The 23,658-nt window shown below is 70.2% G+C and carries 24 protein-coding genes; 11 read left to right on the top strand and 13 right to left on the bottom strand.

Translation table 11 applies throughout. The features are described 5' to 3' along the window. Positions 1 to 5 precede the first annotated feature (5 nt). A complete protein-coding gene (locus tag ACSHT8_RS21835) occupies positions 6 to 854 on the top strand; it encodes an aminodeoxychorismate lyase (RefSeq protein ID WP_436492768.1) in 849 nt (282 codons plus the stop codon). 9 nt (positions 855 to 863) lie between these two features. Here the strand turns inward: ACSHT8_RS21835 and ACSHT8_RS21830 are convergent, their stop codons facing one another. The 10 genes from ACSHT8_RS21830 to ACSHT8_RS21785 all read right to left on the bottom strand — a co-directional run bounded on the left by ACSHT8_RS21830 (position 864) and on the right by ACSHT8_RS21785 (position 7,824). Beyond that, the gene (locus ACSHT8_RS21830; protein WP_436492767.1) at positions 864 to 1,736 is read right to left on the bottom strand and encodes a biotin-dependent carboxyltransferase family protein; all 873 of its coding nucleotides are present in this window, start codon (positions 1,734 to 1,736) and stop codon (positions 864 to 866) included. Continuing rightward, positions 1,733 to 2,344 carry a 5-oxoprolinase subunit B family protein gene (locus ACSHT8_RS21825; protein ID WP_436492766.1) on the bottom strand — a complete coding sequence of 204 codons (612 nt, stop codon included), beginning with the start codon at positions 2,342 to 2,344 and terminating at the stop codon, positions 1,733 to 1,735. Before ACSHT8_RS21825 ends, ACSHT8_RS21830 begins: the two co-directional genes overlap by 4 nt. 3 nt (positions 2,345 to 2,347) lie before the next feature. Next, entirely contained in the window at positions 2,348 to 2,983 is a 636-nt protein-coding gene (locus tag ACSHT8_RS21820; RefSeq protein WP_436492765.1) for an FABP family protein, read from the bottom strand. 167 nt (positions 2,984 to 3,150) lie between these two features. Next, positions 3,151 to 3,771, bottom strand: coding sequence for a peptidoglycan-binding protein (locus ACSHT8_RS21815; protein ID WP_436492764.1), 621 nt, complete (start codon positions 3,769 to 3,771; stop codon positions 3,151 to 3,153). Positions 3,772 to 3,805: 34 nt separating this feature from the next. After that, on the bottom strand, positions 3,806 to 4,426 hold the full coding sequence (locus ACSHT8_RS21810; protein WP_436492763.1) for a peptidoglycan-binding protein: 621 nt from the start codon (positions 4,424 to 4,426) through the stop codon (positions 3,806 to 3,808). Positions 4,427 to 4,564: 138 nt separating this feature from the next. Continuing rightward, positions 4,565 to 4,864 (bottom strand): DUF1416 domain-containing protein, encoded by a 300-nt coding sequence (locus ACSHT8_RS21805; RefSeq protein WP_436492762.1) that lies wholly within the window; start codon positions 4,862 to 4,864, stop codon positions 4,565 to 4,567. Between the two features lie 19 nt (positions 4,865 to 4,883). Continuing rightward, positions 4,884 to 5,723, bottom strand: coding sequence for a sulfurtransferase (locus ACSHT8_RS21800; RefSeq protein WP_436492761.1), 840 nt, complete (start codon positions 5,721 to 5,723; stop codon positions 4,884 to 4,886). Continuing rightward, positions 5,720 to 6,172, bottom strand: a complete 453-nt coding sequence (locus tag ACSHT8_RS21795) for a DUF4395 domain-containing protein (RefSeq protein WP_436492760.1) — start codon at positions 6,170 to 6,172, stop codon at positions 5,720 to 5,722. Before ACSHT8_RS21795 ends, ACSHT8_RS21800 begins: the two co-directional genes overlap by 4 nt. A 227-nt stretch (positions 6,173 to 6,399) precedes the next feature. Continuing rightward, positions 6,400 to 6,816, bottom strand: coding sequence for a TlpA family protein disulfide reductase (locus ACSHT8_RS21790; RefSeq protein WP_436492759.1), 417 nt, complete (start codon positions 6,814 to 6,816; stop codon positions 6,400 to 6,402). A gap of 114 nt (positions 6,817 to 6,930) precedes the next feature. After that, the gene (locus ACSHT8_RS21785; RefSeq protein ID WP_436492758.1) at positions 6,931 to 7,824 is read right to left on the bottom strand and encodes an LmeA family phospholipid-binding protein; all 894 of its coding nucleotides are present in this window, start codon (positions 7,822 to 7,824) and stop codon (positions 6,931 to 6,933) included. 370 nt (positions 7,825 to 8,194) lie between these two features. Between ACSHT8_RS21785 and ACSHT8_RS21780 the strand changes: the two genes are divergently transcribed. The 10 genes from ACSHT8_RS21780 (at position 8,195) to ACSHT8_RS21735 (ending at position 17,654) form a co-directional block, all read left to right on the top strand. After that, positions 8,195 to 8,923 (top strand): winged helix-turn-helix transcriptional regulator, encoded by a 729-nt coding sequence (locus ACSHT8_RS21780; protein WP_436492757.1) that lies wholly within the window; start codon positions 8,195 to 8,197, stop codon positions 8,921 to 8,923. Between the two features lie 145 nt (positions 8,924 to 9,068). Next, positions 9,069 to 9,962 carry a mycothiol synthase gene (mshD, locus tag ACSHT8_RS21775; protein ID WP_436492756.1) on the top strand — a complete coding sequence of 298 codons (894 nt, stop codon included), beginning with the start codon at positions 9,069 to 9,071 and terminating at the stop codon, positions 9,960 to 9,962. Between the two features lie 192 nt (positions 9,963 to 10,154). Then, positions 10,155 to 11,282, top strand: coding sequence for a phosphate ABC transporter substrate-binding protein PstS (gene pstS / locus ACSHT8_RS21770; protein WP_436492755.1), 1,128 nt, complete (start codon positions 10,155 to 10,157; stop codon positions 11,280 to 11,282). 34 nt (positions 11,283 to 11,316) lie between these two features. Continuing rightward, positions 11,317 to 12,390 (top strand): phosphate ABC transporter permease subunit PstC, encoded by a 1,074-nt coding sequence (pstC, locus tag ACSHT8_RS21765; RefSeq protein ID WP_436492754.1) that lies wholly within the window; start codon positions 11,317 to 11,319, stop codon positions 12,388 to 12,390. Continuing rightward, entirely contained in the window at positions 12,387 to 13,298 is a 912-nt protein-coding gene (gene pstA, locus ACSHT8_RS21760) for a phosphate ABC transporter permease PstA (RefSeq protein ID WP_436492753.1), read from the top strand. The genes pstC and pstA overlap by 4 nt, the downstream gene beginning before the upstream one ends. Before the next feature lie 17 nt (positions 13,299 to 13,315). Then, on the top strand, positions 13,316 to 14,092 hold the full coding sequence (gene pstB / locus ACSHT8_RS21755; protein ID WP_436492752.1) for a phosphate ABC transporter ATP-binding protein PstB: 777 nt from the start codon (positions 13,316 to 13,318) through the stop codon (positions 14,090 to 14,092). 156 nt (positions 14,093 to 14,248) lie between these two features. After that, positions 14,249 to 14,635, top strand: a complete 387-nt coding sequence (locus ACSHT8_RS21750) for a hypothetical protein (RefSeq protein WP_436492751.1) — start codon at positions 14,249 to 14,251, stop codon at positions 14,633 to 14,635. Between the two features lie 17 nt (positions 14,636 to 14,652). Next, a complete protein-coding gene (locus ACSHT8_RS21745; protein ID WP_436492750.1) occupies positions 14,653 to 15,207 on the top strand; it encodes a DUF3558 domain-containing protein in 555 nt (184 codons plus the stop codon). Between the two features lie 25 nt (positions 15,208 to 15,232). Continuing rightward, the gene (locus tag ACSHT8_RS21740) at positions 15,233 to 16,882 is read left to right on the top strand and encodes a hypothetical protein (protein WP_436492749.1); all 1,650 of its coding nucleotides are present in this window, start codon (positions 15,233 to 15,235) and stop codon (positions 16,880 to 16,882) included. 25 nt (positions 16,883 to 16,907) lie between these two features. Beyond that, positions 16,908 to 17,654 (top strand): ESX secretion-associated protein EspG, encoded by a 747-nt coding sequence (locus ACSHT8_RS21735; RefSeq protein WP_436492748.1) that lies wholly within the window; start codon positions 16,908 to 16,910, stop codon positions 17,652 to 17,654. Positions 17,655 to 17,657: 3 nt separating this feature from the next. Here the strand turns inward: ACSHT8_RS21735 and phoU are convergent, their stop codons facing one another. The 3 genes from phoU to ACSHT8_RS21720 form a co-directional block, all read right to left on the bottom strand. Next, entirely contained in the window at positions 17,658 to 18,326 is a 669-nt protein-coding gene (phoU, locus tag ACSHT8_RS21730; RefSeq protein WP_436492747.1) for a phosphate signaling complex protein PhoU, read from the bottom strand. A gap of 75 nt (positions 18,327 to 18,401) precedes the next feature. After that, the gene (locus tag ACSHT8_RS21725; RefSeq protein ID WP_436492746.1) at positions 18,402 to 22,490 is read right to left on the bottom strand and encodes an LCP family glycopolymer transferase; all 4,089 of its coding nucleotides are present in this window, start codon (positions 22,488 to 22,490) and stop codon (positions 18,402 to 18,404) included. 209 nt (positions 22,491 to 22,699) lie between these two features. Next, the gene (locus ACSHT8_RS21720) at positions 22,700 to 23,614 is read right to left on the bottom strand and encodes a GGDEF domain-containing protein (RefSeq protein ID WP_436492745.1); all 915 of its coding nucleotides are present in this window, start codon (positions 23,612 to 23,614) and stop codon (positions 22,700 to 22,702) included. Positions 23,615 to 23,658: the final 44 nt, after the last annotated feature.

Raw genomic sequence — 23,658 nt, 5'->3', positions numbered from 1 at the left:
CGCGCATGCGTGTGTTGGCGATGCTCGACGGAACTCTCGCCGACGCCGACGGCCCTCTGATCAGGGCCGACGACCTCGGCCTGCTGCGCGGCGACGGGGTGTTCGAAACGGTGCTCGTGGTCGACGGGCGCCCGCGCGAACTCGGCCCCCACCTCGACCGCCTGACCCGCTCGGCGGCGATGCTCGATCTGCCGCCGCCGGACCGGGCGGCCTGGGAGCGGGTGACCCAGGTGGTGATCGACGCGTGGGACGCGCCGGGTGAGATGGCGCTGAAGCTGGTCTACACCCGCGGTCCCGAATTCGGCGACGGCCTGCCCACGGCGTACGCGCTGGGGCTGCCGATCGGGGCGAAGACGCTGGAGAACCGGGTCGGCGGCGTCACGGCGGTGAGCCTGGACCGCGGCTTCGACCCGGCGATCGTGGAGCGCGCGCCGTGGCTGCTGCTGGGCGCGAAGACCCTGTCGTACGCGGTGAACATGGCGGCGATGCGGTACGCGGCCTCGCACGGCGCGGACGAGGCGATCTTCGTGGCGTCCGACGGGTCGGTTCTGGAGGGGCCGACGTCGACGGTCGTGGTCGTGTCGGGGCGCGAGATGCGCACGACGCCGCCGAGCAGCGGGGTGTTGGCGGGGACCACGCAGGGGGCGTTGTTCCGGGCGGCCGAGCGGGCTGGGTGGACGACGAAGGTCGAGCCGGTCCAGCGGGATGACCTGGACTCGGCTGACGGGGTGTTCCTGGCGTCGAGCGTCCGGAAGATCACCCGGGTGCGGGTGCTGGACGGGGTGGCGATGCCGGAGTGCGAGCCGCTGCACCGGGAGCTGTCCGCGCTCTACGAGGCCGAATACGCGACCTGATTCGGAGGTTCAGGCGTCCGGATACGGCGTCGGGCGGAAGCGGATCCGGGTTCCCGGACGTGCCTGGGCCAGCTCCGCCAACCCGTCCACCACCCCGATCACCGGGTACCCGCCCGTCGTCGGGTGGTCGGCCAGGAAGATCACCGGGCGTCCGCTCGCGGGCACCTGCACGGCCCCCGTCACCACGCCCTCGCTCGTCAGCTCCCGCCCCACGAACTCAGGCGCACGTGTCAGCGGTTCGCCCAGCAGCCGCAGGCCCACCCGGTTGCTGTCCGGCGACACCGCCCACGTCAACCGGGCGAACTGGCCCACCGGATCGGCGAACCAGTCCTCCCGCGGCCCCAGCCGAATCAGCAGCGTGAGTTGATCAGCCGGGCTAGGCGGCGGTACGGCGTCCTCACCCATCGGCGGCCCCAACGGCAAACCCAACGGCAGCACGTCGCCCACCCGCAGCGGTGCTGGACCGATCCCCGAAAGCACGTCCGTCGACCGCGACCCCAGCCGCTCGGGCACCGCGATTCCGCCAGACACCGCCACGTAGCACCGCAGCCCCGAGCGCGGCGACCCGATCTCCAGCGTCTCGCCCCGGCCCAGGTGCAGTGGCGTGTGCGAGTCGGCCTCCCGGCCCGCCGCGGTCACCGGCACGCTCGGTCCCGTCACCGCGACCGTGCACGAGCTGTCCGCCCGCAGCACCAGCCCACCCAGTACCGCCTCGATCCCCGCCGCGTCTTGCGAGTTGCCCACCAGCCGGTTCGCCAATCGAAGTGACGGCTGGTCCAAAGCGCCTGACGGGGGGACGCCGAGGTGGGCGTTGCCCGGCCTGCCCAGGTCCTCGATCAGCGCGAGCGGGCCGGTGGCGAGCACGGTGACGGACTTGGTCATCTCGCCTCGAATCGCACGCGGTCGCCGGGGGCGAGCAGGGCGGCGGGGGTGCGGTCGGCGTCGAACAGGGTGGGGGCGGTCTCGTCGAGGCGGCCCAGCAGCCGCCAGCCGCCGGGTGACGGCTGTGGGTACACCCCGGTGAACTCCCCGGCGACGGCGATCGAGCCGGTCGGCACGCGGGTGCGGGGGGTGTCGAGCCGGGGCTGCCGCAGCGGCGATGGCAGGCCGGTGAGGTAGGCGAAGCCGGGCGAGAACCCGCAGAACGCGACCGTGTAGACCGCCTCGGAGTGCAGCGCGACCACCCCGGCGACGCTCAGCCCCGCCGTCGCGGCGACCAGCTCCAGGTCAGGCCCGTCGTACACCGCGGGCAACACCACGGTCCGCGCGTCGACAGCGGGTTCCACCGTCAGGTCAGCGCCCTCCAGCACGGCGCGGACCTGACGGAGCGCGCCGGAGCCAGGGGGGAACGCCACGAGCACCGTGCGGGCCGCGGGCACCACGTCGACCACGCCCGGCAGCCCCGCCAGCAGCGCACGGGCGGCGGCGACCTCGGTGAGCGAGTCCAGCTCGACCAGGACCGCGTCCGCCCCGCAGCGGCGCAGGCGCACGCGCTAGCCGACGACCCGGCGCAGGTACGCCGAGGTGTGCGGCTGCAGCGGCTGGCCCATCATGGCGCGCTCCTCGACGTAGGCGAGGTCGCCGTTGTTGACCAGGCCGTAGAGCCGCTTGGCCGCGGTGACGTCCTTGGCCGTCGACGTGCGGGTGACCACGTCGGTGCTGATCTCCCAGGACGTCTGGGTGCGCGGCGTGCCGTAGTAGATCTCCTGGATCCCCGTGGCGTGCGACAGCAGCACCTCGATGGTGTCGTCGCCCTGCGGCCGCCACCAGCCGACCTCGCGCGCGGCGGGACGGATGACGTTGCCGTCGTCGTCGAGCAGCCACGCGCGCGACTCGTAGGACAGGAAGGGCCTGCCGTCGTGGGCGAAGGTGACCTGCTGGCCGAACTTGAACGGCCCGTCGATCGTCGGGTAGACGACCTCGCCCTCCCCGCGCCACACGCCGACCAGCGGCAGCAGCGACAGGCAGGCGTCGTGCAGGTTCGGACCCTCGCGCAGGTTCGCGGTGTCCGCCGGGATCGGCAGGTCGTCGAACTGCGGCAGGTTGCGGTGGCGCGTCTGCTCGGCCCGCTGCTCGGCGGCGGTGATCGCCGCGTCGCCGCTGCCGGGGACCGGGTCGCTGTCGGTCATGCTCAGCGCTGGTCGGCGTAGATGCGGTAGACCACGTACCCGGCGAACCAGGTGGTCAGCAGGCCCATCAGCACGAGCAGCGTCGTGAAGAAGATTTCCACGGATCGGAGGATAACGGCACAGGCCGCCGCGGACACTCCCGCGGCGGCCCGAGCGTGGTGGGTGTCTCAGCAGCCCCAGCCGCCGGAGACGCTCACGACCTTGTTCATCGCCGCCCACGTCTTCTGCCCGACGATCCCGCTGGCCTTGATCCCGACCGAGCGCTGGAACCGCTTGACCTGGTTCACCAGGTTGGGGCCGTAGTACTCCCACTCGAGCGAGCTCGCGGTGTCGGGGTAGAGGCGGATGACGACATTGAACACCGCGGCCACGCGGTCGCGGTCCGTCTCGCCTGGGTGCACGGTGAAGCTCGGGAGCTTGCCCAATCCCTTCGTCCCGATGACGCTGATCCTGCCGACCAGCGCCTGCCAGGTCTTGGCGCCGACGATGCCGCTGTCCTTGATCCCGTTGGCCCGCTGGAAGTCGCGGACAGCGGCGAGGGTGTTCACGCCGTAGAACCCGGTTCCCAGTAACTGGTAGCCGCGGTTGCGGAGGTTGAGCTGCAGGCCGACGACGTGCGCGCCGACCGCGCCGGGGCGCAGCTGCGGCAGCGAGCTCGCCAACTGCTGCGAGTAGGTCTGCGTCGGCGCGCAGGCCGCGGCGGTGCCGGTGCCCACGGCCATGCCGCCCGCGATGGTGGCGGCGGTCAGGAGGGCGACGATGGTCGTGCGGAAAGCCTTGGTACGCATGGGAATTCTCCTCTTGTTGAGACGGGTGGAGTGGTCAGCAGCCGCAGCGCCAGATGCCCTTCATGGACGCGACCAGGTGCAGGGCCTGCCAGGTCTTCGGGCCGACGATGCCGCTGTCCTTGATCCCGGTGGCCCGCTGGAACCGCTTGACCAGCGCCTGCGTCTTGGCGTCGTAGGTCCAGTAGTCGAGCGACTGGACCGCGTCGTAGCCGTAGATCATTTCCAGCGCGTCGCGCAGCCACCAGACCTTGTCGCCGCGGTCGCCGGGCAGGATCTGGGACTTCGGGCCCGGCATCGGGTTGGTCGCGCACGCGGGCAGCACGCCGACGAGGGCCTGCCAGGTCTTCGCGCCGACGATGCCGCTGGCTTTGATGCCGTGTTTGGCTTGGAAGTCCGTGACGGCGGCCTTGGTGTTGGGCCCGTAGAACCCGGTTCCGGTGAGGCCGTAGCCCTCGCGGGCCAGGGCGAGCTGCAGGCCGAGGACGTAGGTGCCGTGCTGGCCGGGACGTACCTGCTGCAGCGTGCCCGCGAACTTGTGCGACGCGGTGCAGGTGTCGGCGGCGGCGGTCGCCGCGCCGGTGGTCATGCCGCCGAAGAGCGCGGCGGCGGTCAGCAGGCCGATGATGGGCGCGCGGAAATAAGCCTTGGTACGCATGGTTTTCTCCCCAGTTTGTGGCCGTCGGGCCGTGTTGCCCAATACACGCCGGGCTACCCGAATCGGTTGGTCACAGGGGAATAACAGAAAAGAGCCCCGGAAGCCGTCGTGGCTTCCGGGGCTCTTTCGCCGGGGTGGTCAGCCGACCGAGATGGCCACGCTGTGCAGGCCGGGGCCGTCGGCGGACACGGTGGCCTCGCCGTTGCCGGTGCGGTGCAGCGCGCGGACGGTCCAGTCGCCGGGGGCGGCGAAGAACCGGAAATCACCGGCGTCGGACGAGACGACCTCGGCGGTGAACTCGCCGGTCGAGTCGAGCAGCCGGACGAACGCGCCGCCCACCGGGACGTCGCCGTTGGTGACCTTGCCGGTCAGCACGATCTCCTTGCCCGCGTCCACGTTGGCGGGCAGGGACTGGTCAGGGGCTCCGCAAGAGCTCATGTGTCTGTATCTCCTCAGGTCAGTTCTGGGCGCCGATTTCGACCGGCACGCCGACCAGCGAGCCGTACTCGGTCCACGAGCCGTCGTAGTTCTTCACGTCGCTGTAGCCGAGCAGCTCGCGCAGGGCGAACCAGGTGTGCGAGGAGCGCTCGCCGATACGGCAGTAGGCGATGGTCGCCTTGCCCTCGTCGAGACCGGCCTCCTTGTAGAGCTCGCGCAGTTCCTCGTCGGAGCGGAACGTGCCGTCCTCGTTGGCCGCCTTGCTCCACGGGACGTTGATCGCGGTCGGGATGTGGCCCTTGACCTGCGCCTGCTCCTGCGGCAGGTGCGCGGGGGCGGCCAGCTTGCCGGAGAACTCGTCAGGCGAGCGGACGTCGACGAGGTTCTTGGACTCGATCGCGTCGATGACCTCGTCGCGGAAGGCGCGCAGGCTCTTGTCCTGCTCCTTGGCCGAGTAGACGGTCTCCGGGCGGGACACGGCGTCGGCCTCGAGCGGGCGGCCGTCGAGCTCCCACTTCTTGCGGCCGCCGTCGAGCAGCTTGACCGCGTTGTGGCCGTACAGCTTGAAGTACCAGTACGCGTAGGCGGCGAACCAGTTGTTGTTGCCGCCGTACAGCACGACCAAGTCGTCGTTGCCGATGCCGCGCGCCGACAGCAGCTTCTCGAAGCCCGCGCGGTCGACGAAGTCGCGGCGCACCGGGTCCTGCAGGTCCTGGCGCCAGTCGACCTTCACCGCGCCCGGGATGTGGCCGGTGTCGTACGCGCTGGCGTCCTCATCGACCTCGACGAACACGACGCCGGGCGTGTCGAGGTTCTCCTCGGCCCAAGCCGTCGTCACAAGCACGTCTTCGCGGCTCATCGGGTGGTTCCTACTTTCTTACTGGGGATGGACAAGCGGTTGAGCAGCAGATATGCCTCGCAGCCGAGGCAGAACCCGAACGCGGCGTTCAGGAAGGCCGCCGCGAGGGCGGCCGCGGTGGCCACGACGCCGAGCCCGGTGAGGCCGGTGGCGTAGCCGAGGGTGCCGACCAGCGCGAACCCGAACCCGACGGCCTGGGCGAAGCGCAGCGGGGCGGCGTCCTCGCGGTCGTCGGTCGGGCCGAGCCTCGGCGCGACGAGCGCGCGATAGACGGCGGTGTACGGGGAGAACCTGAGCCCCGCGAACGCGCCGAGCGCGAACACCACGGCTTGGGCGGCCAGCAGCGGCCACCAGCCGGTGAGCAGGACGACGACGAGAACGGCGGTGGTGAGCCACGCGCTGAACCGGGGACCGCGCGGGTCCACGGGTGGGCCGGTGAAAAGGGCCATGGCTGAGCCTCCTGACCTGGACACAGACGAAGGAAGGTCCGGTGGGGGCGGCGAGTGGACGCGTGCGCGATCCTGGGCTTTACCGCCCGATCAGATCGTGGTTCGACACAGGCTGGAGTCCACGCGGCAGAAGTCCACCGCGCGACGCCTGGTCAGAGTGCTCGTCACGGGCCGGAGCTTACCGGGATTCCCTCGGTATGGGATGGCCGTCCACAGCGTGGGAACGATCACGCGGACAGGTGCGGGCCGAGCGCGGCCAGCAGCGACTCGCGCTTCGGCACACCGCCGACGCGCAAGATCTCGGTGCCCCGCGCGTCCACGGCCAGCGTTGTCGGCGTGCGCAGCACGGCGAGGCGTTGCGCCAGGTCAGGGCGGTCGGTGAGGTCGATGTCGGCGTGCGCGAGACCGTCGGTGGCCTTGGCGAGGTCGGTGAGGATCACCCGCGCGTGACGGCACGGCGCGCAGAACGTCGTCGACAGCTGGACCAGGGTGACCGCGGCGCCGGGGTCGAGCACCGCGCGGACGTCGTCCGGCACGATATTCACCTGTTCGGTGGACCGGACTCGGCCGTCGCGCCTACGCAGCAGGAGCCCGATGACACTGGCGACGACAAGGGTGGCGGCGGCGACCAGCCCACCGATCATCACGCCCTCCAGACCCCGTCGACCATTGGTGCGCTGACCAGCATCGACCCGACGCGGTCAAGATCGCACCTCTGTCCACCTGGTGGAACGTCACGCGGTGCGGGGGCATTCCCGTCAGCTCTTGCCGAGGACCAGGTCCGTCGCCTTGCCCCGCACCGACAGCCTGCCCGTCTCTACCTTGACCGACGTGGGCGTCACCGCGAACGGCAGGTCGCCCGGGTCGAGCTGGAAGGTGAAGAACGGCAGGATCTTCTGCTGGATCGTCGGCGGGAGCTTCACGTCGCTGTCGGCGTTGCGCAGTTCCATGCGCTTGGGCGACACCGCGATCCGCCGCTCGTCGAGCGAGATGATGGAGAACACGCACAGCTCGGTGGACTTGCCCGCGATCTCGGCCGTCCCGCAGAGCCGGACGCCCGCGGTGCTGCCCTCGGCGTCGGCCAGTTCGGACTCGTCCTCGGTCTCGGAGCCGTCGGCGGGTGCGGTGGCGACCGTCTTCTCGCTGACCGGGTCGATCTTCAGGTCGGTCAGCGAGCGGATGACCTGGTTCTCGTTGAGCGACATCGCCCGGGACACGTCGGCGGCCTTGACCCTGACCTCGCCGACGACCTCGCGCACCGGCACACCGGTGATGGACCCGGAGACCAGGTCGCTCAGCGGGGCCTGCACGCCCTTGAGGTCGGCGTGCACCTCGACGTCGCGCAGCGTGTTGACCGGAACGCCCTTCGCGTCGACCGTCACCAGGTCGTACTCCCCGGACACGGCCTGGGCCAGGAACGAGAAGCCGCCGACCTTGACGTCGGGGTGGTCGCGCAGGTCGAACTGCTGCTGGGCGCGCTTGGAGACCTCGTGCTCGAAGAAGGCCGCGGCGCCGAAGTCGGCGGCGACCAGCAGGCCGAGCAGCACGACGAGGGTGATGACGAGTCTGCGGACCGCCTTGGACCGCCGACGCTTCGGCGGGGCGATGGGCCGTCCGCTGTGTGCCGTCATCGTCGTGTTGCCACCCGTCATCTCGTTGTCCGTCCCGCCGCGTCGTCGGAGCCCAACGGTACCCAGGACGCCTGGATCGCTAACTGGGTTGTCCACAGGCGGTCGGAAATTGGTGGGATGAATTCGCGTAACATCCGATTCACATGGTCGGCACCGGACCACTCACAAGGGTGACTATCCCCTGTATGTCGCAGGTTTTACGAGCACGTAACACGACTTCGCCGAGGTCACGGCATCATCGGAAAGATGCCGCCGCCCGTGTGACGCGGGCGGCATGACCAGGACATTCACCGTTGCCAGTGGCTAATCTGTTCACCACGACGCAATCAAACCCCCACTTTGGGGCCGCACCTCAATGAAGCGGAGCGGATCAACGGAGAGGCGGACTCGCATGAGCCTCGATCTGCTGCTGTTGACCGCGGACCCGGAGCCGGGCTCGGTCCTTCCCTCACTGATGCTGCTGCCGCACGCCGTGCGCACCCAGGCCCCTGAGGTGACCGCGCTGCTCGAGGCCGGTTCCCGGGACGCGGTGATCGTGGACGCGCGCACCGACCTCGCCGCCGCCAAGAGCCTGTGCAGGCTGCTGACCAGCGGCGGAGACAACTGCCCAGTGATCGCCGTGGTCAACGAGGGTGGCCTGGTCGCCATCACCGCCGACTGGCGCATCGACGAGATCGTGCTCCCCGGCGCCGGTCCGGCCGAGGTCGACGCCCGCCTGCGGCTGCTCACCTCGCGCGGCCCCGCCGGTGCCGCCGTCGACGGCGCGCTGCGCCTCGGCGAGCTCGTCATCGACGAGGCCACCTACATGGCCCGGCTCAAGGGCCGCCCGCTCGACCTCACCTACAAGGAGTTCGAGCTGCTCAAGTACCTCGCCCAGCACGCGGGCCGGGTGTTCACCCGGGCGCAGCTGCTGCAGGAGGTCTGGGGCTACGACTTCTTCGGTGGCACCCGCACCGTCGACGTGCACGTCCGGCGCCTGCGCGCCAAGCTCGGCCCCGAGCACGAGCAGCTCATCGGCACCGTGCGCAACGTCGGCTACAAGTTCGTCCAGCCGCCCAAGGCGGGCTCGCGCCGCGAGGCCGACGTCAACGACGACCTGCGCTACTCCGTCGACGCGTGACCGCCTCCCCGGAATTTTGGTGTCGTCACGTCGGCGAGCAATCTTGCGCTTAGGCGGTCACCGTGCGGACCGCCGTCACCCTCCTGTTGGCTGACGGTTCGCGGCCACGAGGTTTTGAACAACCCGTCTGAGTAAGTTCGGTGGGGTGGCTTACCTGAGCTGGCGTTCCGACGCCGATCCTCGTTCTTTGCTGCTCGCCGTCGCCGCCGTGGACGGCCGTCCCGAGGTCACCGCCGAGGGGCCGCTGCCGCGCGAGTTCCGCGGCGGCGAGCACTTGGTCGCCACCGTCGGGGACGACACAGTGGGCTACGCCCATCTCGACACCCAGGGCGACGCGTTCGGCCGCCAGGTCGTCGAGGCGTTCGTCCACCCAGACCACCGCGGCGAGGGCGTCGGCACCGAGCTCGTGCGCGCTGTCCTGGACCGCGCGACCCCCGGTGCGCGCTTCTGGTCGCACGGCGACCACCCCGCCGCCGCCGCCATCGCGGCCAAGGCCGGGCTGGTCAAGGTGCGCGAGCTGCTGATGATGCGGCTGGACCTGGCCGGGGTCGACCTGCCCGAGCCGAAGTGGCCCGCGGGCGTCCGGGTCCGCACGTTCGTGCCCGGCCAGGACGAGGCCGCGCTGGTCGAGGTCAACCGCAGGGCCTTCGACTGGCACCCCGAGCAGGGCGCGCTGACCGTGGCCGACGTCGAGGCCACCGAGCGGGAGGCATGGTTCGACCCGGCAGGTTTCTTCCTCGCCGTGGACGCCGCCGACCGGGTCCTCGGCTTCCACTGGACCAAGGTCCACCCAGGTGGCGAGGGTGAGGTCTACGTCGTCGGGGTCGACCCGGCCGCGCAGGGAGGAGGGCTCGGGAAGGCGTTGACGCTGGCCGGTTTGCGACATCTGGTCGGGTTGGGACTGTCCGAAGTGATCCTCTACGTGGAATCCGACAACGGACCCGCCGTGGCCGTCTACCAGGGACTCGGATTCGAGCGGGCCGAGGCGCACGTCCAGTATTCCACTGTGGACACTGAGCGCACCGGACCGGTTACGTAAGGCAAACCAGCAGGTCACGGGCAGGACACGGGTACGCGACCAAGGGGTCTTCCTGGTCACAATCGATGGCTTGTTCACCTTCCGTTCAGACGTACGGGGTGAACCGTCAACCACCGCTGCCTAGCGTCCCTCGACGAGGCGGCGACTTCAGTTGCGCCGCGACATCGAAGACTCCTGCCTGGAGGAATCCACGTGAACATCAAGCGGCACGCGTCCGTGTTGAGTCTCATCGCGGCCGGCGCCCTCGCGCTCACGGCGTGCGGCAGCGACAGCAACACCCCGTCGGGCTCGAACAACTCGGCGGCCCCGGCGCCCACCAACACGGCCAAGGCCGAGTGCGGTGGCAAGAAGGACCTCGTCGCCGAGGGTTCCAGCGCGCAGAAGGGCGCCATCGAGGCGTTCACCGCCGCCTACATCAAGGAGTGCGCGGGCCAGCAGCTCGCCTACACCCCCTCCGGCTCCGGCGCGGGCGTCAAGCAGTTCAACGCGGGCATCGTCGACATCGGCGGCTCCGACTCGGCCCTGAACAAGGACAAGGGCGAGGTCGAGCAGGCCGCGACGCGCTGCAAGGGCAACCCGGCGTGGAACCTGCCGCTGGTGTTCGGCCCGGTCGGCATCGCCTACAAGGTCGACGGCGTGAAGGACCTGGTTCTCACCCCCGAGGTCACCGCCAAGATCTTCAACGGCGGCATCGCCAAGTGGAACGACCCGGCCATCGCCGCGGTCAACAAGGGCGCGACGCTGCCGGACAAGGCCATCACCGTGATCTACCGCGGTGACGAGTCGGGCACCACCGACAACTTCCAGAAGTACCTCAAGGCCTCCGCCAAGGACGCCTGGGGCAAGGACGCGGGCAAGAAGTTCAACGGCGGCGTCGGCCAGGGCGCCCAGGGCTCGGCCGGTGTCGCCGACGCCATCAACGCCGGTGACGGCACCGTCGGCTACATCGAGTGGTCCTACATCCAGGACAAGAAGCTGTCCGCCGCCAAGATCGACAGCGGTGCGGGCGCGGTCGAGCTTGGCGCCGAGGGCGCAGCCACCGCGATCAAGTCGGCCAAGATCAAGGGCGAGGGCAACGACCTGGTCCTGGACCTCGACGCGCTCTACGCCAGCAAGAACCCGGGTGCCTACCCGCTGGTTCTCGCGACCTACGAGATCGTCTGCTCCAAGGGCTACGACGCCGACACCGCCAAGGCGGTCAAGGCGTTCCTGACGGTCGCGGCGACCTCCGGCCAGTCGGCGCTCGCGGACGCGGGCTACGTCCCGCTGCCGAACGAGTTCCAGGAGAAGCTGCTGACCGCCATCAAGGCGATTTCCTAATCAGCAGCCGGCACACTTCGAACGGGCGAAAGCGATGAGCGACCCCGTCTCGGTCGAGCGCCCCGTGGCCCTTCGTGGGTCACGGGGCGGTTCGGCTTCCACCAGCGACGCGGAGGCCAAGATCTCTACCAACCTGCAAGGCGCGGGAGGCCCTCCGACCGGGCCCGCCGCCCCGGCCAAGGTGGTCACCCGACCTGGTGACCGCATCTTCAAGGCGCTGACGGTCGGTTCCGGCGTCTTCGTGGTCGCGATGATCGCGCTGATCGGCGTGTTCCTGCTGATCCAGGCCATCCCGTCGCTGACCGAGAACAAGGCGAACTTCCTGTTCAGCCGCGACTGGAACGCCGACCCGGCCGACCTGGCCTTCGGCGTGCTGGACCTGCTGCTCGTCACGGTGTTCAGCTCGGTGTTCGCGCTGCTCATCGCCATGCCGGTGTCGCTGGGCATCGCCTTGTTCCTCACCCAGTACGCACCGCGCAAGCTGGCCAGGCCGTTCGCGTACGTGATCGACCTGCTCGCCGCGGTCCCCTCGATCATCTACGGCCTGTGGGGCGCCTACGTCCTGGCGCCCGCGCTGGCCCCGTTCAGCAAGTGGCTGAACGAGAGCCTCGGCTTCCTGCCGATCTTCGCCAAGGGCAGCTCCGACCTCGGCATCGGCCAGACCATCTTCACCGCGGGCATCGTCCTGGCGGTCATGCTCCTGCCGATCATCACCGCGATCAGCCGCGAGGTCTTCGACCGGACCCCGACGATGCAGATCGAGGGCGCGCTCGCCCTCGGCGCCACCAAGTGGGAGGTCGTGCGCACCACGGTCCTGCCGTTCGGCAAGGCGGGCTACATCAGCGCGTCGATGCTCGGCCTCGGCCGCGCGCTCGGCGAGACGATCGCGGTCCTGATCATCCTGTCGGCGACCACCCAGCACTTCAGCTGGTCCCTCTTCGACGGCGGCGACACCATCGCCTCGAAGATCGCCCGGGCGGCGCAGGAGTTCAACGACCCGCGCGGCGCGGGCGCCTACATCGCGGCCGGCCTGGTGCTGTTCGTGCTCACCTTCGTGGTGAACGCGTTCGCCAGGGCGATCATCGCGGGTCACAAGGAGTACGAATGACAACCGCGACAGACTTCGACCGGCCCGCGACCGCACCGGCCTTCCAGCAGCTCAGCGCCACCCGCAAGCTGAAGAACCGGCTCGCCACCGTCCTGGTCGGCGCGACGTTCGTGCTCGCGCTCGTCCCGCTGGTGTGGCTGCTGATCACGGTCATCAGCAAGGGCTTCGAGCACGTACTCAACGGCGACTGGTGGCAGAAGTCGCTGGCGGGCCTGACCTCCCGCCAGTTCGGCGGCGGCGTCTACCACGCGATCCTCGGCACCCTGCTCCAAGGGCTCATCTGCGCGGTCATCGCGGTGCCCATCGCGATCATGGTGGCGATCTACCTGGTCGAGTACGGCAAGCGCTCGCGCCTGGCCAAGGCCGTCACCTTCACCGTCGACATCCTCTCCGGTGTCCCCTCGATCGTCGCCGCGCTGTTCATCTACGCGCTGTGGATCACCACGATGGGCCAGCCGCGCAGCGCGTTCGCCGTGTCGCTCGCGCTGGTGCTGCTGATGATCCCGGTCGTCGTGCGCACCACCGAGGAACTCCTCAAGATCGTCCCCGATGAACTCCGCGAAGCCGCGTACGCGCTGGGCATCCCGAAGTGGAAGACCATCGTCAAGATCGTCATCCCGACCGCGATGTCCGGCATCATCACCGGCATCTCCCTGGCCATCGCCCGCGTCATGGGCGAGACGGCCCCGGTACTGGTGCTGGTCGGCTACACGACGTTCATCAACTACAACCCGTTCGGCGGGAGCATGGCGTCGCTGCCGCTGCTCATGACCTCCGAGCGGCTGACCACCAACGAGGTCGGCGAGGCACGGGTGTGGGGGGCGGCGGTCACGCTCATCCTCATCATCACCGTGTTCAACCTGCTGGGATCGCTGATCTCCAAGCTGACCTCCCTGAAGACCAAGTGAGCGGGCGGTAGACCACCATGGCCAAGCGCATCGATGTCAAAGACCTGAACCTCTTCTACGGCAAGTTCCACGCCGTCGACGGGGTCTCGCTGCAGGTGCCGCCGCGTAACGTCACCGCGTTCATCGGCCCATCCGGCTGCGGCAAGTCCACCGTCCTGCGGTCGCTCAACCGCATGCACGAGGTGATCCCCGGCGCCCGCGCCGAGGGCAAGGTGCAGCTCGACGGCGAGGACATCTACGCCTCCACCGTCGACCCGGTGTCCGTCCGCCGCACCATCGGCATGGTCTTCCAGCGCCCCAACCCGTTCCCCACCATGTCGATCCGCGACAACGTCGTCGCGGGCCTCAAACTGGCGGGCGAACGCGACAAGAAGAAGCTCGACGAGGTCGCCGAACGCGCCCTGCGCGGCGCCAACCTGTGGGCCGAGGTCAAAGACCGCCTCACCAAGCCCGGCGGCGGGTTGTCGGGTGGCCAGCAGCAGCGTCTGTGCATCGCCCGCGCCATCGCGGTCCAGCCGGACGTGCTGCTGATGGACGAGCCCTGCTCGGCCCTGGACCCGATCTCCACGCTGGCGATCGAGGACCTGATCGGCGAACTCAAGAAGGACTACACGATCGTGATCGTCACCCACAACATGCAGCAGGCCGCCCGGGTGAGCGACCAGACCGCCTTCTTCAACCTGGCGGGCGTCGGCCAGCCCGGCCGCCTCGTCGAGATCGACGACACCGAGCGGATCTTCTCCAACCCCGGCCAGAAGGCCACCGAGGACTACATCTCGGGCCGCTTCGGCTGATCTTCTTCGTAGTCGAGGTCCCCCGCCCGTGGTCCGGGTGGGGGACCTCGCCTTTTCGGGGGAACCACGGAAGCGGTCATTTCGTCACATCCCAGCCGCACCTCCTTGGCGATTGGTACCGTGCCAGTGGGGTCTGGAACGGACTTAGGGGCAGACATGTACGTCGACGACGCGGGTGGCTCACCGCTGGGCAGCACCATCGGCAAGTCCATGTCCGACTTCGCCGCAGGCGCCGCCTCGGGCGCCTTCTCCGTCAACGAACAAGGCGGCGCCGCCCTCCTGGCAGCCATCCGCGACATGGCAGCCTGGGTCGACGGGGAATCCAACCGCCTAAGCAGGCTCAACGAGCAGCCGATGCTGGGGAACAGCAACGGCGCGAACGTCATGAAGCCCTATGTACAGCAGGTCGCCAATGACCCGCAGGGTTTCAACACCCAGCTCAAGCAATTCCGTGCCTCTCTGCTTGAGGCCGAGAAAGGCATCAAGCAGGCTATGGTCAACTACCAACAAGCCGACACCTCGGAAGCGGGCAAGTTCAAGTGATCTTGGGGGACAAGTCTGTGAAGCGCTCGCTTCTCGCTGTCGCGGTTCTCACTCTGTCGCTCTCGGCATGCTCTGACAAGACGCCGGGTGAGCCGACCGCGGCATCGTCGACTGCAACAAGCACGACAAAGAACCAGAGCGGGACTTCGGCCGCCCCCACGTCGGCCGCGGACTCGCCGCTTAAAGCGGTCAATCCGTGCGACCTCCTCGACTCGTCTGCAATGACAAAGCTAGGTATTAAGAAGCCTGGCGAGGAAGACACGGTCGGTAAGTCTCGCGGTTGCCAGTGGCGGGTCGAGAAAGACAGCATCGCTGATAGCTACTCGATCGATATCGGCCTATTTGAGACTCTGGGAATCGCCGATGTCAAAGGCGATGGCAATCCTCAACCGTTGACTGTCGGCCCACGCAAGGCCGTGCAGACCTTGCGTGGCCAGGGATCGGGATGTGCGATCTCGATCGAGGTCACCGCGAAGTCCCGAGTCGATGTGCAGGCGGCGGGATCGTCTGGCGAGAAGCTGTGTCCTGCCGTGCTCGAAGCGGCCAAGCTCGTTGAACCTGAACTGCCCTGATCCGCGAGTGGGAGGTTGAGTCACCATGCCAGGACCGGTCCGGACCGGCGTCACGCCGCCCCAAGCCAATCCCACCACCGTCGAGGTCTCGCGGAGTGGGCAGACCAGCAACCCGGCGTACGACCCGACCTATGACCCCAACAGTCCCCTCTACATCGACCGCCGCGGCACCGCCGACACGCGTACCCAGGTGCAGCAGGAGGCCGAACAGCGGGTCGATCAGGACATCGAGAACTCCAGCTGGTGGGAGATCTGGAAGCGGTTCACCCGCAACAGCGAGGTGAACGAGCAGTACAGCCAGGAGATGAGTTCCCAGGCGCGGCAGCTCGCCGCGGGGGTCGACACACGGCCGCCCCCGGGGATGCAGCAGAGCAACTACATGAGCTACGACCATTCGGCGCTCAAGCCGATGGTGACTGAGGGGGTCGACGCCGACCAGGTCGGGGAGATGGGCGACCTGTACCTCAGCGCGGGCAACGCCATGGCGAAGTTCCAGACCGATGTGGCCGCGGCGATCAACAACAGCCAGGCCGACTGGCAGGGGCAGGCGGGCGACCAGGCCCGCAAGTTCATGGCCGACGTCGGCAACTGGGTCGGGCGGGCCGGGCAGAGCGCGCAGCTGGCGGGGACGCAGACGTCCATCCAGGCCGCCGCGCTGGCTGAGGCGAAGAACTCGATGCCGGAGGAGAAGCCTTTCGACGTCGACGCCGCCAACCGGGATCTGGCGACGACGACCAACCCGATCGACATGGTCCGCAAGTACGCGACCTACATGAACGACTACCGCGAGAGCCAGGCCGCGCACGCCGAGGCCGCCCGAGTCGTGAGCACCTACGACGGCGCGCTGGGCAGTTCGTCGACGATGCCCGCGTTCGCGCCGCCGCCGACGATGGGTGGTGGCGGCACGGGCGATCCGGGCGACCCCGGCGACGGCAGCGGCGTCAAGAAGCCGACCGGCAACGGCGTCGACATCAACGGCACGGGCAGCGGCACCGGCTCCGGCTCGTCGGGCTCCGGCTCGACCGGGTCTGGGCCCAGCGGCTCGAACCCGCCCCCCGGCAGCGGGCCCGGCCCCGGCGGCGGCCCGGGCAGCGGCGGTCCGGGCGGCACGAATCCGATCCCCCCGGTCCCCGGCGGCGGCGGTGGCACGAACCCCGGCGGTTTTGAGGGCGGTCTGCCGCCCGGCCCTGGTGGCGGCGGACCCCAGATCCCCGGTGGCGGCGGCGGACAGCACCCAGGTGGCTTCCCCCCGGGCGGCATGCCCCCGATGGGTGGCGGCCAGATGGGCCCAGGCTTCGGCGGCGACAGCGAACGGACGGGCCGTGGCGGTGGTGGCGGCGCCGGTGGTCGCGCGGGCTTCGGGCCCGGCGGCGGCGCGGGCGGACTCGGGTCCGGCGGCGGTGTCGGACGCGGCGTCGGCTCCGGCTCGATGCCGGGTGGCGGTGTTGGCGCGGGCGCGCTCGCGGCGGAACACGCGGCGACCGGTGGCCGCGGCGGCGCGGGCATGGCAGGCCGCGGCGGCGCGGGTGCGGGCATGGGCGGCGGCATGGGTGGCGGTCGCGGGCAGGGCGGCGAGGACGAGGAGCACCAGCGTCCGTCGTACCTGGTCGAGGCCGACCCGGACGCGATGTTCGGCACCGATGAGATGACCGCGCCACCCGTGATCGGCGGCTGACCGACCGATGCCAAGATCGTTCTCATTGTCGCTGGCCGCTGTCGACATGCTCTCCCAGGTCCTGCGGGTGAGCTGTCGCCAGTTCCCGTTTCAGATCCCCAGTTTCGGCCAGCTCGTGGAGGACCGGGAGCGCATCGCCAAGGCGGTGTTCACCGACCTCGCCAACCGCGGGCTCATCCGGCACAACCAGATCGACCCCGACGTCGAGGCGGCGGTCACCGTCACCGGCGACCACGACATCGGCGTCGGCATGCTCGGCACCGTCGAGACCGACCGCCCGGTGAAGGCCCGTGCCGCGGCGGCCGGGACGGTGGGCGTGCTCGCGGTCCAGGAGGGGCAGAGCATCCGGTTCGAGCTGATCAGCCCGACGGGGCTGGCCCGCGCGCTCGTGGGGCTGCTGCCCAGCATGGCGGCGGGTCCCGGCCAGTCGGTGCAGGTCGTCGAGGCTGGCCCGGAGCCCAAGGCGGAAGGGTTCGTCCAGCAGGTCCGGGCGCCGCGGTCGGCGTCGGAGGCGCAGCTGCGGATGGCGGCGACCATGCTGGAACGGCCGCGCAAGGGCTTCGGGTTCTTCACCGTCAGCGCGCGCGGCAGGCACGGCCGGGAGGTCGACGCGGGCAACGTCGGCTGGATCGACACCGACGCGGGCCGCTACCTGACGACGTCGCGCCCCAACCCGGACGGCCAGGTGCGCGCGACGTACTCACCGGCCGACAGCGCCCGCCTAGCCCAGCAGCTCGGTGAGCTGATCGACTCGGCGGCGCCGCGGCGGTAGGTCCTACAGGTCGTCGTCCTCGTCGGCCGAGCCGGGCATGCGGCCGGTGACGACGAAGACGACGCGCTTGGCGACCGAGACGGCGTGGTCGGCGTAGCGCTCGTAGAAGCGGCCGAGCAGCGTCACGTCGACGGCCGCGGCGACGCCGTGCGTCCAGTCCTTGTCCATGATCACCGTGAACAGGTGCCGGTGCAGGTCGTCCATCTCGTCGTCGTCGCTCTCGAGAGCGCGCGCGGCGTCGATGTCCTGGGTGCGGATGACCTCTTCGGCCTTGCGGGCCAGGGTGACCGCGACGCGGCCCATCTCGGCGAAATAGCCCTTGATCGGGTCCGGCAGCACCGGCACCGGGTGCCTGCGCCGCGCGGCCTTGGCCACGTGCAGCGCCAGGTCGCCCATGCGCTCCAGGCTCTCCGCGGCGTGGATCGCCGCGAGGACGGTGCGCAGGTCGGTGGCGACCGGGGCCTGCAGTGCGAGCAGGGAGTACGCGTGCTCCTCGCAGGCCGAGCGGGCGTCGTCGATCTTCTCGTCGCCGCTGATCACCTGTTCGGCGATAGCGAGGTCGGAGTCCAGGAGCGCGCGTGTCGCGAGTTCCATCGCCTCGGCGACCTGGGCGCACATACCCGCGAGCTGGTCGGCGAGCACGCCGAGTTCGGAATGGTAAGCCTCACGCATGGCCACAGCCTAGAGGGGCGGACACCCGCGTACGCCATCGTTGGGTGAATCCGAGGTGAACCACGCGCAACGAAGTCACGCGCAGGAGACGTCGCCGCCGTTCACGGTGGACAGATTGGCGGGCAGTTTCTCCGGCTCCGGCTGCGTGACGGTCCCGGTCGGCGCGTTGACCTTGCCCTTGAACTCGGGACCGAGGATCAGCACCAGCGCCGTGCCGTTGGCCGCGCTCTCCTCCAGTACCGCGCCGGGAACCGACGAAGCGAGCGTCTGCGCGGCTGCCTCGTTGCCCTTGCCGTAGCGCACGACGGTCTTCGGCACGGTCGGCCCCGCGTTGATGTTCACCACGGTGTAGCCGAACTTGCCCAGTTCGTTGGCGGTGCGCCCGGCGATGCCGTCGGTGGTGTTGCCGCCGTTGAGGACCTGGATCTTGAGCGACTTCGGGTCCACCGGCTGCGCTTGGCGCAGCGGCGCCGACTGCGGCAGCGCCTGCGGGCTGCCCGCGGCGGGCGGCGGCGCGGCGGGCTTCTCCCCGGGCAGCGGCTGGTCGTTGATGATCGCCCGGAACAGCGCCGCGGTGGGCTCCTTCAGCAGGGTCTCGTTGCCGCGGGTGTTGTGCTCGCCGACGGTCGGGACGGTGATGAAGGTGACCCGGCCCGCTTCCAGCCCCTGCATGGACTGGCCGAGATGCAGCAGCGCGTCGATGTTGATGTTGTCGCCGAAGGTCGACTCGGCGAACGAGCTGGCGAAGCTGGTCAGCTTGCCCGGGTCCAGCAGCACCTGGGCCGACATGGCCTTGCGCAGCAGGGACGACAGGAAGCGCTGCTGGCGAATGATCCGGCCGTAGTCGGAGGTGACGTCGCCGCGCACGTGCCGCGCGCGCACGAAGTCCAGCGCCTGGTCGCCGCGCAGTTCGACGTCCTTGCCCGCGTCCTTGACGATCCACTTGTTGAGCGTGGTGTCGTACATCGGCTTCTCCACGCACACGTTGACGCCGTCGACCGCGTCGACCATGCCCTTGAAGCCGTTGAAATCGATGCCGATGAACCGGGTGATCTTCAGCCCGGAGATCTCCTGGACGACCTTGGTGATGCAGAGCGGCCCGCCGAACTGGTAGGCCGTGTTCATCTTCGCGGTCTTGTGCCCCTCGGCAGTCTCACCGGTGTAGGCGAACGTCTTCGGGTCGAACCGCTCGCAGTTCGGCCGGTTGATCTCCAGGTCCCGCGGGAACGACACCACGACGACGCGGGACCGGTCCGCCGGGATGTGCGCGACCATGATCGTGTCGGAGCGGGCCCCCGGGACGCCCGCGGCGTCGCCGACCCCGTCCTCGCTCGCCGCGCCGTCGCGGGAGTCGGACCCGATCAGCAGGAAGTTCTCGTCGCCACGCTGCCCTTCGGCGTTCTGGATCGACGCGGAATCCGGGTCGAGCGCGCGTACTTGGCCGATGCTGTCCGAGGTGACTTTCTTGAAGCCCCAGCCGATCCCGGTCGCAAGGAAGATCAACACAGCCATGGTGCCGACGAAGATCTTGGCGGTCTTGGTCGACTTGGTCTGTTTGCGGACCTTCTTCTCCTGCAGCCGGGTGCCCGCGGGCTCCGGCTCCGGCTCGACGAGGACGGTCTGCTCGCCGGGGAGAAGCGCGAGTTCCTCAAGGTGCTCGTCGAGTTCGGCGTCCTGCGCGGCCCACGGGTTGAGCTTGCTGAACTTGGACTTGCGGGCCTTCTCCTCGGCTTTGAGCTCGTCGTGCACCTTGGAGAACCGCGCCAGCGTCTCGTCGACGCGCCTGCGCTTCTGGGTCGCCTCACCGATGGCTTCCATCTCGGTGGTGAGCCCGATGATCTCTTCCCCGGACGCGCCCACTGGCGGCGTCAGCGCGACCCGCTCCGGCTCCTCGGGCCGCGGCGGCATGGACGACTGCCCTGGCGGCAACTGCCGCGGAATCCGCGGCGCTTCACCAGTGAGGCGATCGGGCTGCCAGACGTTGTCCGCGTCGGTCTCGGGGAAGGGGCGTGGGGCGTTGGGGGTCGGGTTCGCCAGGGCGCGCGGGTCGCCGGTTGGGGCGAGGTGGGCCTGGGTGCGGGGGTCGCCGTTGGGGGCCGGGCCGGCCTGGGTACGTGGGTCGCCGTTGGGGGCTGCCGGGTGGCGGGGCTCGTTGTTCGGGGCCAGTCCCGGGTGGCTTCGCTGGTCGCTGTTCGGGCCTGCCGGGCCGCTCAGGCCCGGGGTGCGGGGGTCGCTGTTCGGGCCGTGGCCTGCCAGGGCGCGCGGGTCGCCGTTCGGGGCCGCCGGGCCGCTCGGGCCCTGGCCTGCCACGGTGCGGGGGTCGCCGTTCGGGATTGCCGGGCCGCTCGGGCCCGAGCTTGCCAGTGCGCGGGGGTCGCCGTTGGGGCCTGCGGGGATGCGAGGGTCGGCGTTCGGGGGCAGCCCTGGGTGGCTGCGTTGGTCGCCTGCCGGGTGGCGAGGGTCGGCGTTGGGTCCGGGGAGGGGGCGTGGGCCGCTGCCCACACCCGCCTGGCCGCGTGGGTCGCCGGGCAGCGGGTGCCTGCCGGACAGCGACGGGTCGATCGGGTTCGCGCCGCCCAGCCGCTGGGCGACGTCCGAGGGCGGCATCGGATACCGGCCGCTGACCGCGGGGTCGAGCGGCCGCGACGGGACGTGCTCAGCGAGCGCGGGCCGCGGTGGCTCTGCGGGAACTGGATAGGCACCCGTGTGCGGTGGCCGCGGCGCGGCGGGGTGAGCCCCGGTGTCGCCTCGCCTGGGCTGCGATTCGGCACGTGCCTCTTCCTGCCACCCGATCGGCCTCGATGGCGCCCCCGGGGCGCCGGGACGCGGGTGCTCGCCGGTGTGTCCGGCGGGGCGCATGCCAGTCAGGCTCGCTTCCCCTGGCCTGACCGGGCCCGAGACGGGCCGCAGATCGGTCATGCTGCTGTCGGCGGGACGGCGCATCGGAGGCATCGGCCCCGGGCGCGTCCCCGGCTGCCCGTGCTCGCCAGACACCTGGGGCGTGACGGGACGCATCGCCGGACGGCTGGCCTCGCTGGAGTGCACCGGGCGGCCGTGATCGCCGGGCTGGCCGCTCGCCTGCCTCCCGCGATCACTGGGCGCCTGAGCGGCAATGGGGCGCATCGCCGGGCGGCTCGCCTGCTGGCTGTGATCGCGAATCGGCTGGGCGATGGCCGGACGGTTGGTTTCGCTCGAGTGGTGCGTCGAGCGGCTGTGATCGTCGGCTGGCTGGGCTGCGACCGGTCGCATCGCCGGGCGGCTGGCCTCGCTGGAGTGCAGCGAGCGGCCGTGATCGGTGGGACGGTTGATCTCACTGGAGTGCGCCGTGCGGCTGTGATCGTCGGCTGGCTGGGGTGTGACGGGTCGCATCGCCGGGCGGCTGGCTTCGCTGGACCGGGTCGCCTGCTGGCCGCTCGAGTGGTGTGCCGAGCGGCTGTGATCGCCGGGCGCGGCAACAGGATGGCTGGCGGGGTGGTGCGCCGAGCGCGTGGTCTGTCTGCCGGGATCCACCGGGCGCATGCCGGTCTGGCTTTCCTGGGCGCGGCGGCGGCCCTCGGCCTGACCCGCGGCGGGGATGCGGCGTTCCCCGGTCGGCGCGGCGTCGTTCTGCTGGGTGTGACCGCCCGGCTGGATCGCGACATCGGCCGGGATCGGCGCGTGCAGGATCGGGCGGGGCGTGTCGACTTCCGGCTTGGCGCGGCGGCCGGTGGCCGGGGAATCGGACTTCGCGCGTTTTCCGGTCGGTTCGGGTTTGGCCCGCTTGCCGGTGGGGCACAGTTCCGGCTCGACGATGGCGCGGCGGCCAGTGCTGCCGCCCACGAACGCGTCGGCGAGGGAGGGGCGGACTTCAGGCTCTTCGGCGGCACGACGGCGGCCGGAGCGGGACGGTGTGACGTCGGCGTCGGGCGCCGGGAACTCACCGGAGTGGCGGGGTGGGTCGCTGGGTATCTCGGCCGGTCTCACCTGAGCGGGTGGCACCGGCTGCAGATTCGGCCGCGACCCATTGTGCCGCTCTACCAGGTCCGACACGCTCACGCCGCCCGAGCCTTCCATCGACCGGCGCCGCCTGCGGGGCGTCTCGGCGGGCTCCGGGGCGCGGCGTTTTCCGCCCTGGGCTGGGCGATCGGCGAGCGGGGAGCCGTCGGGGTCGTGATCGTCGCGCACCCGTGCTCCTTCCTGAGTACCGCTCGAACCGTTGCCAGGTGGTTATCAACACGTTGTCGGGTCGCGCCCCCGAACGTGGCAGTGCGGACGCGATAGTACGGCGCAGTGGAGGTCCGTGACGACCACAGTCCGAGTTTTGTTCACTATCGGTACGCAATTACGCCGATCGTTTTAGTCCGATCGGGCGAGCCGCTGCGCTCGCGGTGACCTCAGCGGGTCACGGCGCGCGGCGTGGTGACAGCGCGGCGCCCAGCGGCCGGTCCGGCCAGGTGAGCCTTGCCGTCGAGCAGATAGGCCACGGCGTTCCGACCCGATTGCTTCGCCGTGTAGAGCAGTGTGTCGGCCTCGCGGAGTTGCCGCTCGCCGGACTGGGGTGTGTTGTGCGCCACTTGCTGCGCCGGTTCGTGCGACAAGCCGATGCTGATCGTCACGCGCAGGCCGAGCACGAGCGACGACCACGCGAACGTCTCGACTCGCGCCCTGGCCGCCTCGGCGAGCGCCACGGCCGCGGGACGGTCGACGCCCGGCAGCACCAACACGAACTCCTCGCCGCCGTAGCGCGCGCAGAAGGCGCCGTCTGGCAGGCCCTCCTGGAGCAGATCGACGACCCGCTGGAGCACGCGGTCGCCCACCAGGTGGCCGAAGGTGTCGTTCACCTGCTTGAACCAGTCGAGGTCGACCAGCGCGACGGCGAGACCGTCGGCGGTGCGCCGCTCGGCGACGACCTCGACGAGCTTCTGGTCGAGGTAGCGGCGGTTGTAGCTGGCGGTGAGGCTGTCGCGGATGCTCTGCTCGTGGGCCTCGGCGTGCTCGCGGCGCAGCCGGTCGACCTCGCGGCGGAACTGCTCGGGGATCTGCGGCGGCGCGCTCAGCTCCGACATCAGGTCGAGCGCGGAACGCAGGTGCTGATAGGCCTGGCGGTATTGGCCGCGCGAGGCCAGCAGGGCGGCGATCGACTCGTGCAGGCTGACCAGGTTGGCCGCGTCGGCGGGCGGGCCGGAGTCGGGTTCGTCGGCGATCGCCGGGTGGCGCAGGGGCACCGTCGGCTCGTTGCGCCACCACCCGGTGGCCCGGTCCCGCTGGGCGGGCTCGGGCTCGGCGACACCTCGTCCCAGTGCGGCCACCGCGGTCACCTCCCTACCTACGTGTGTGTCGTCTGTAATGAGGC

The organism is Actinokineospora sp. HUAS TT18 (genome assembly GCF_051364635.1).
Classification (GTDB): domain Bacteria; phylum Actinomycetota; class Actinomycetes; order Mycobacteriales; family Pseudonocardiaceae; genus Actinokineospora.
Note: the sequence above shows the minus strand (reverse complement) of the source record. Positions and strands in the feature narration are given on the sequence as shown.

Excerpts from the sequence above, each read along its gene's own strand:
- pstA (WP_436492753.1), top strand. The coding sequence starts at position 12,387 with ATGACAACCGCGACAGACTTCGACCGGCCCGCGACCGCACCGGCCTTC.
- pstC (WP_436492754.1), top strand. The coding sequence starts at position 11,317 with ATGAGCGACCCCGTCTCGGTCGAGCGCCCCGTGGCCCTTCGTGGGTCA.
- ACSHT8_RS21795 (WP_436492760.1), bottom strand. The coding sequence starts at position 6,172 with ATGGCCCTTTTCACCGGCCCACCCGTGGACCCGCGCGGTCCCCGGTTC.
- ACSHT8_RS21740 (WP_436492749.1), top strand. The coding sequence starts at position 15,233 with ATGCCAGGACCGGTCCGGACCGGCGTCACGCCGCCCCAAGCCAATCCC.
- ACSHT8_RS21810 (WP_436492763.1), bottom strand. The coding sequence starts at position 4,426 with ATGCGTACCAAGGCTTATTTCCGCGCGCCCATCATCGGCCTGCTGACC.
- ACSHT8_RS21815 (WP_436492764.1), bottom strand. The coding sequence starts at position 3,771 with ATGCGTACCAAGGCTTTCCGCACGACCATCGTCGCCCTCCTGACCGCC.
- ACSHT8_RS21820 (WP_436492765.1), bottom strand. The coding sequence starts at position 2,983 with ATGACCGACAGCGACCCGGTCCCCGGCAGCGGCGACGCGGCGATCACC.
- pstB (WP_436492752.1), top strand. The coding sequence starts at position 13,316 with ATGGCCAAGCGCATCGATGTCAAAGACCTGAACCTCTTCTACGGCAAG.
- ACSHT8_RS21780 (WP_436492757.1), top strand. The coding sequence starts at position 8,195 with ATGAGCCTCGATCTGCTGCTGTTGACCGCGGACCCGGAGCCGGGCTCG.
- ACSHT8_RS21800 (WP_436492761.1), bottom strand. The coding sequence starts at position 5,723 with ATGAGCCGCGAAGACGTGCTTGTGACGACGGCTTGGGCCGAGGAGAAC.
- ACSHT8_RS21805 (WP_436492762.1), bottom strand. The coding sequence starts at position 4,864 with ATGAGCTCTTGCGGAGCCCCTGACCAGTCCCTGCCCGCCAACGTGGAC.
- ACSHT8_RS21830 (WP_436492767.1), bottom strand. The coding sequence starts at position 1,736 with ATGACCAAGTCCGTCACCGTGCTCGCCACCGGCCCGCTCGCGCTGATC.
- ACSHT8_RS21835 (WP_436492768.1), top strand. The coding sequence starts at position 6 with ATGCGTGTGTTGGCGATGCTCGACGGAACTCTCGCCGACGCCGACGGC.
- ACSHT8_RS21785 (WP_436492758.1), bottom strand. The coding sequence starts at position 7,824 with ATGACGGGTGGCAACACGACGATGACGGCACACAGCGGACGGCCCATC.
- ACSHT8_RS21790 (WP_436492759.1), bottom strand. The coding sequence starts at position 6,816 with ATGATCGGTGGGCTGGTCGCCGCCGCCACCCTTGTCGTCGCCAGTGTC.
- ACSHT8_RS21750 (WP_436492751.1), top strand. The coding sequence starts at position 14,249 with ATGTACGTCGACGACGCGGGTGGCTCACCGCTGGGCAGCACCATCGGC.
- phoU (WP_436492747.1), bottom strand. The coding sequence starts at position 18,326 with ATGCGTGAGGCTTACCATTCCGAACTCGGCGTGCTCGCCGACCAGCTC.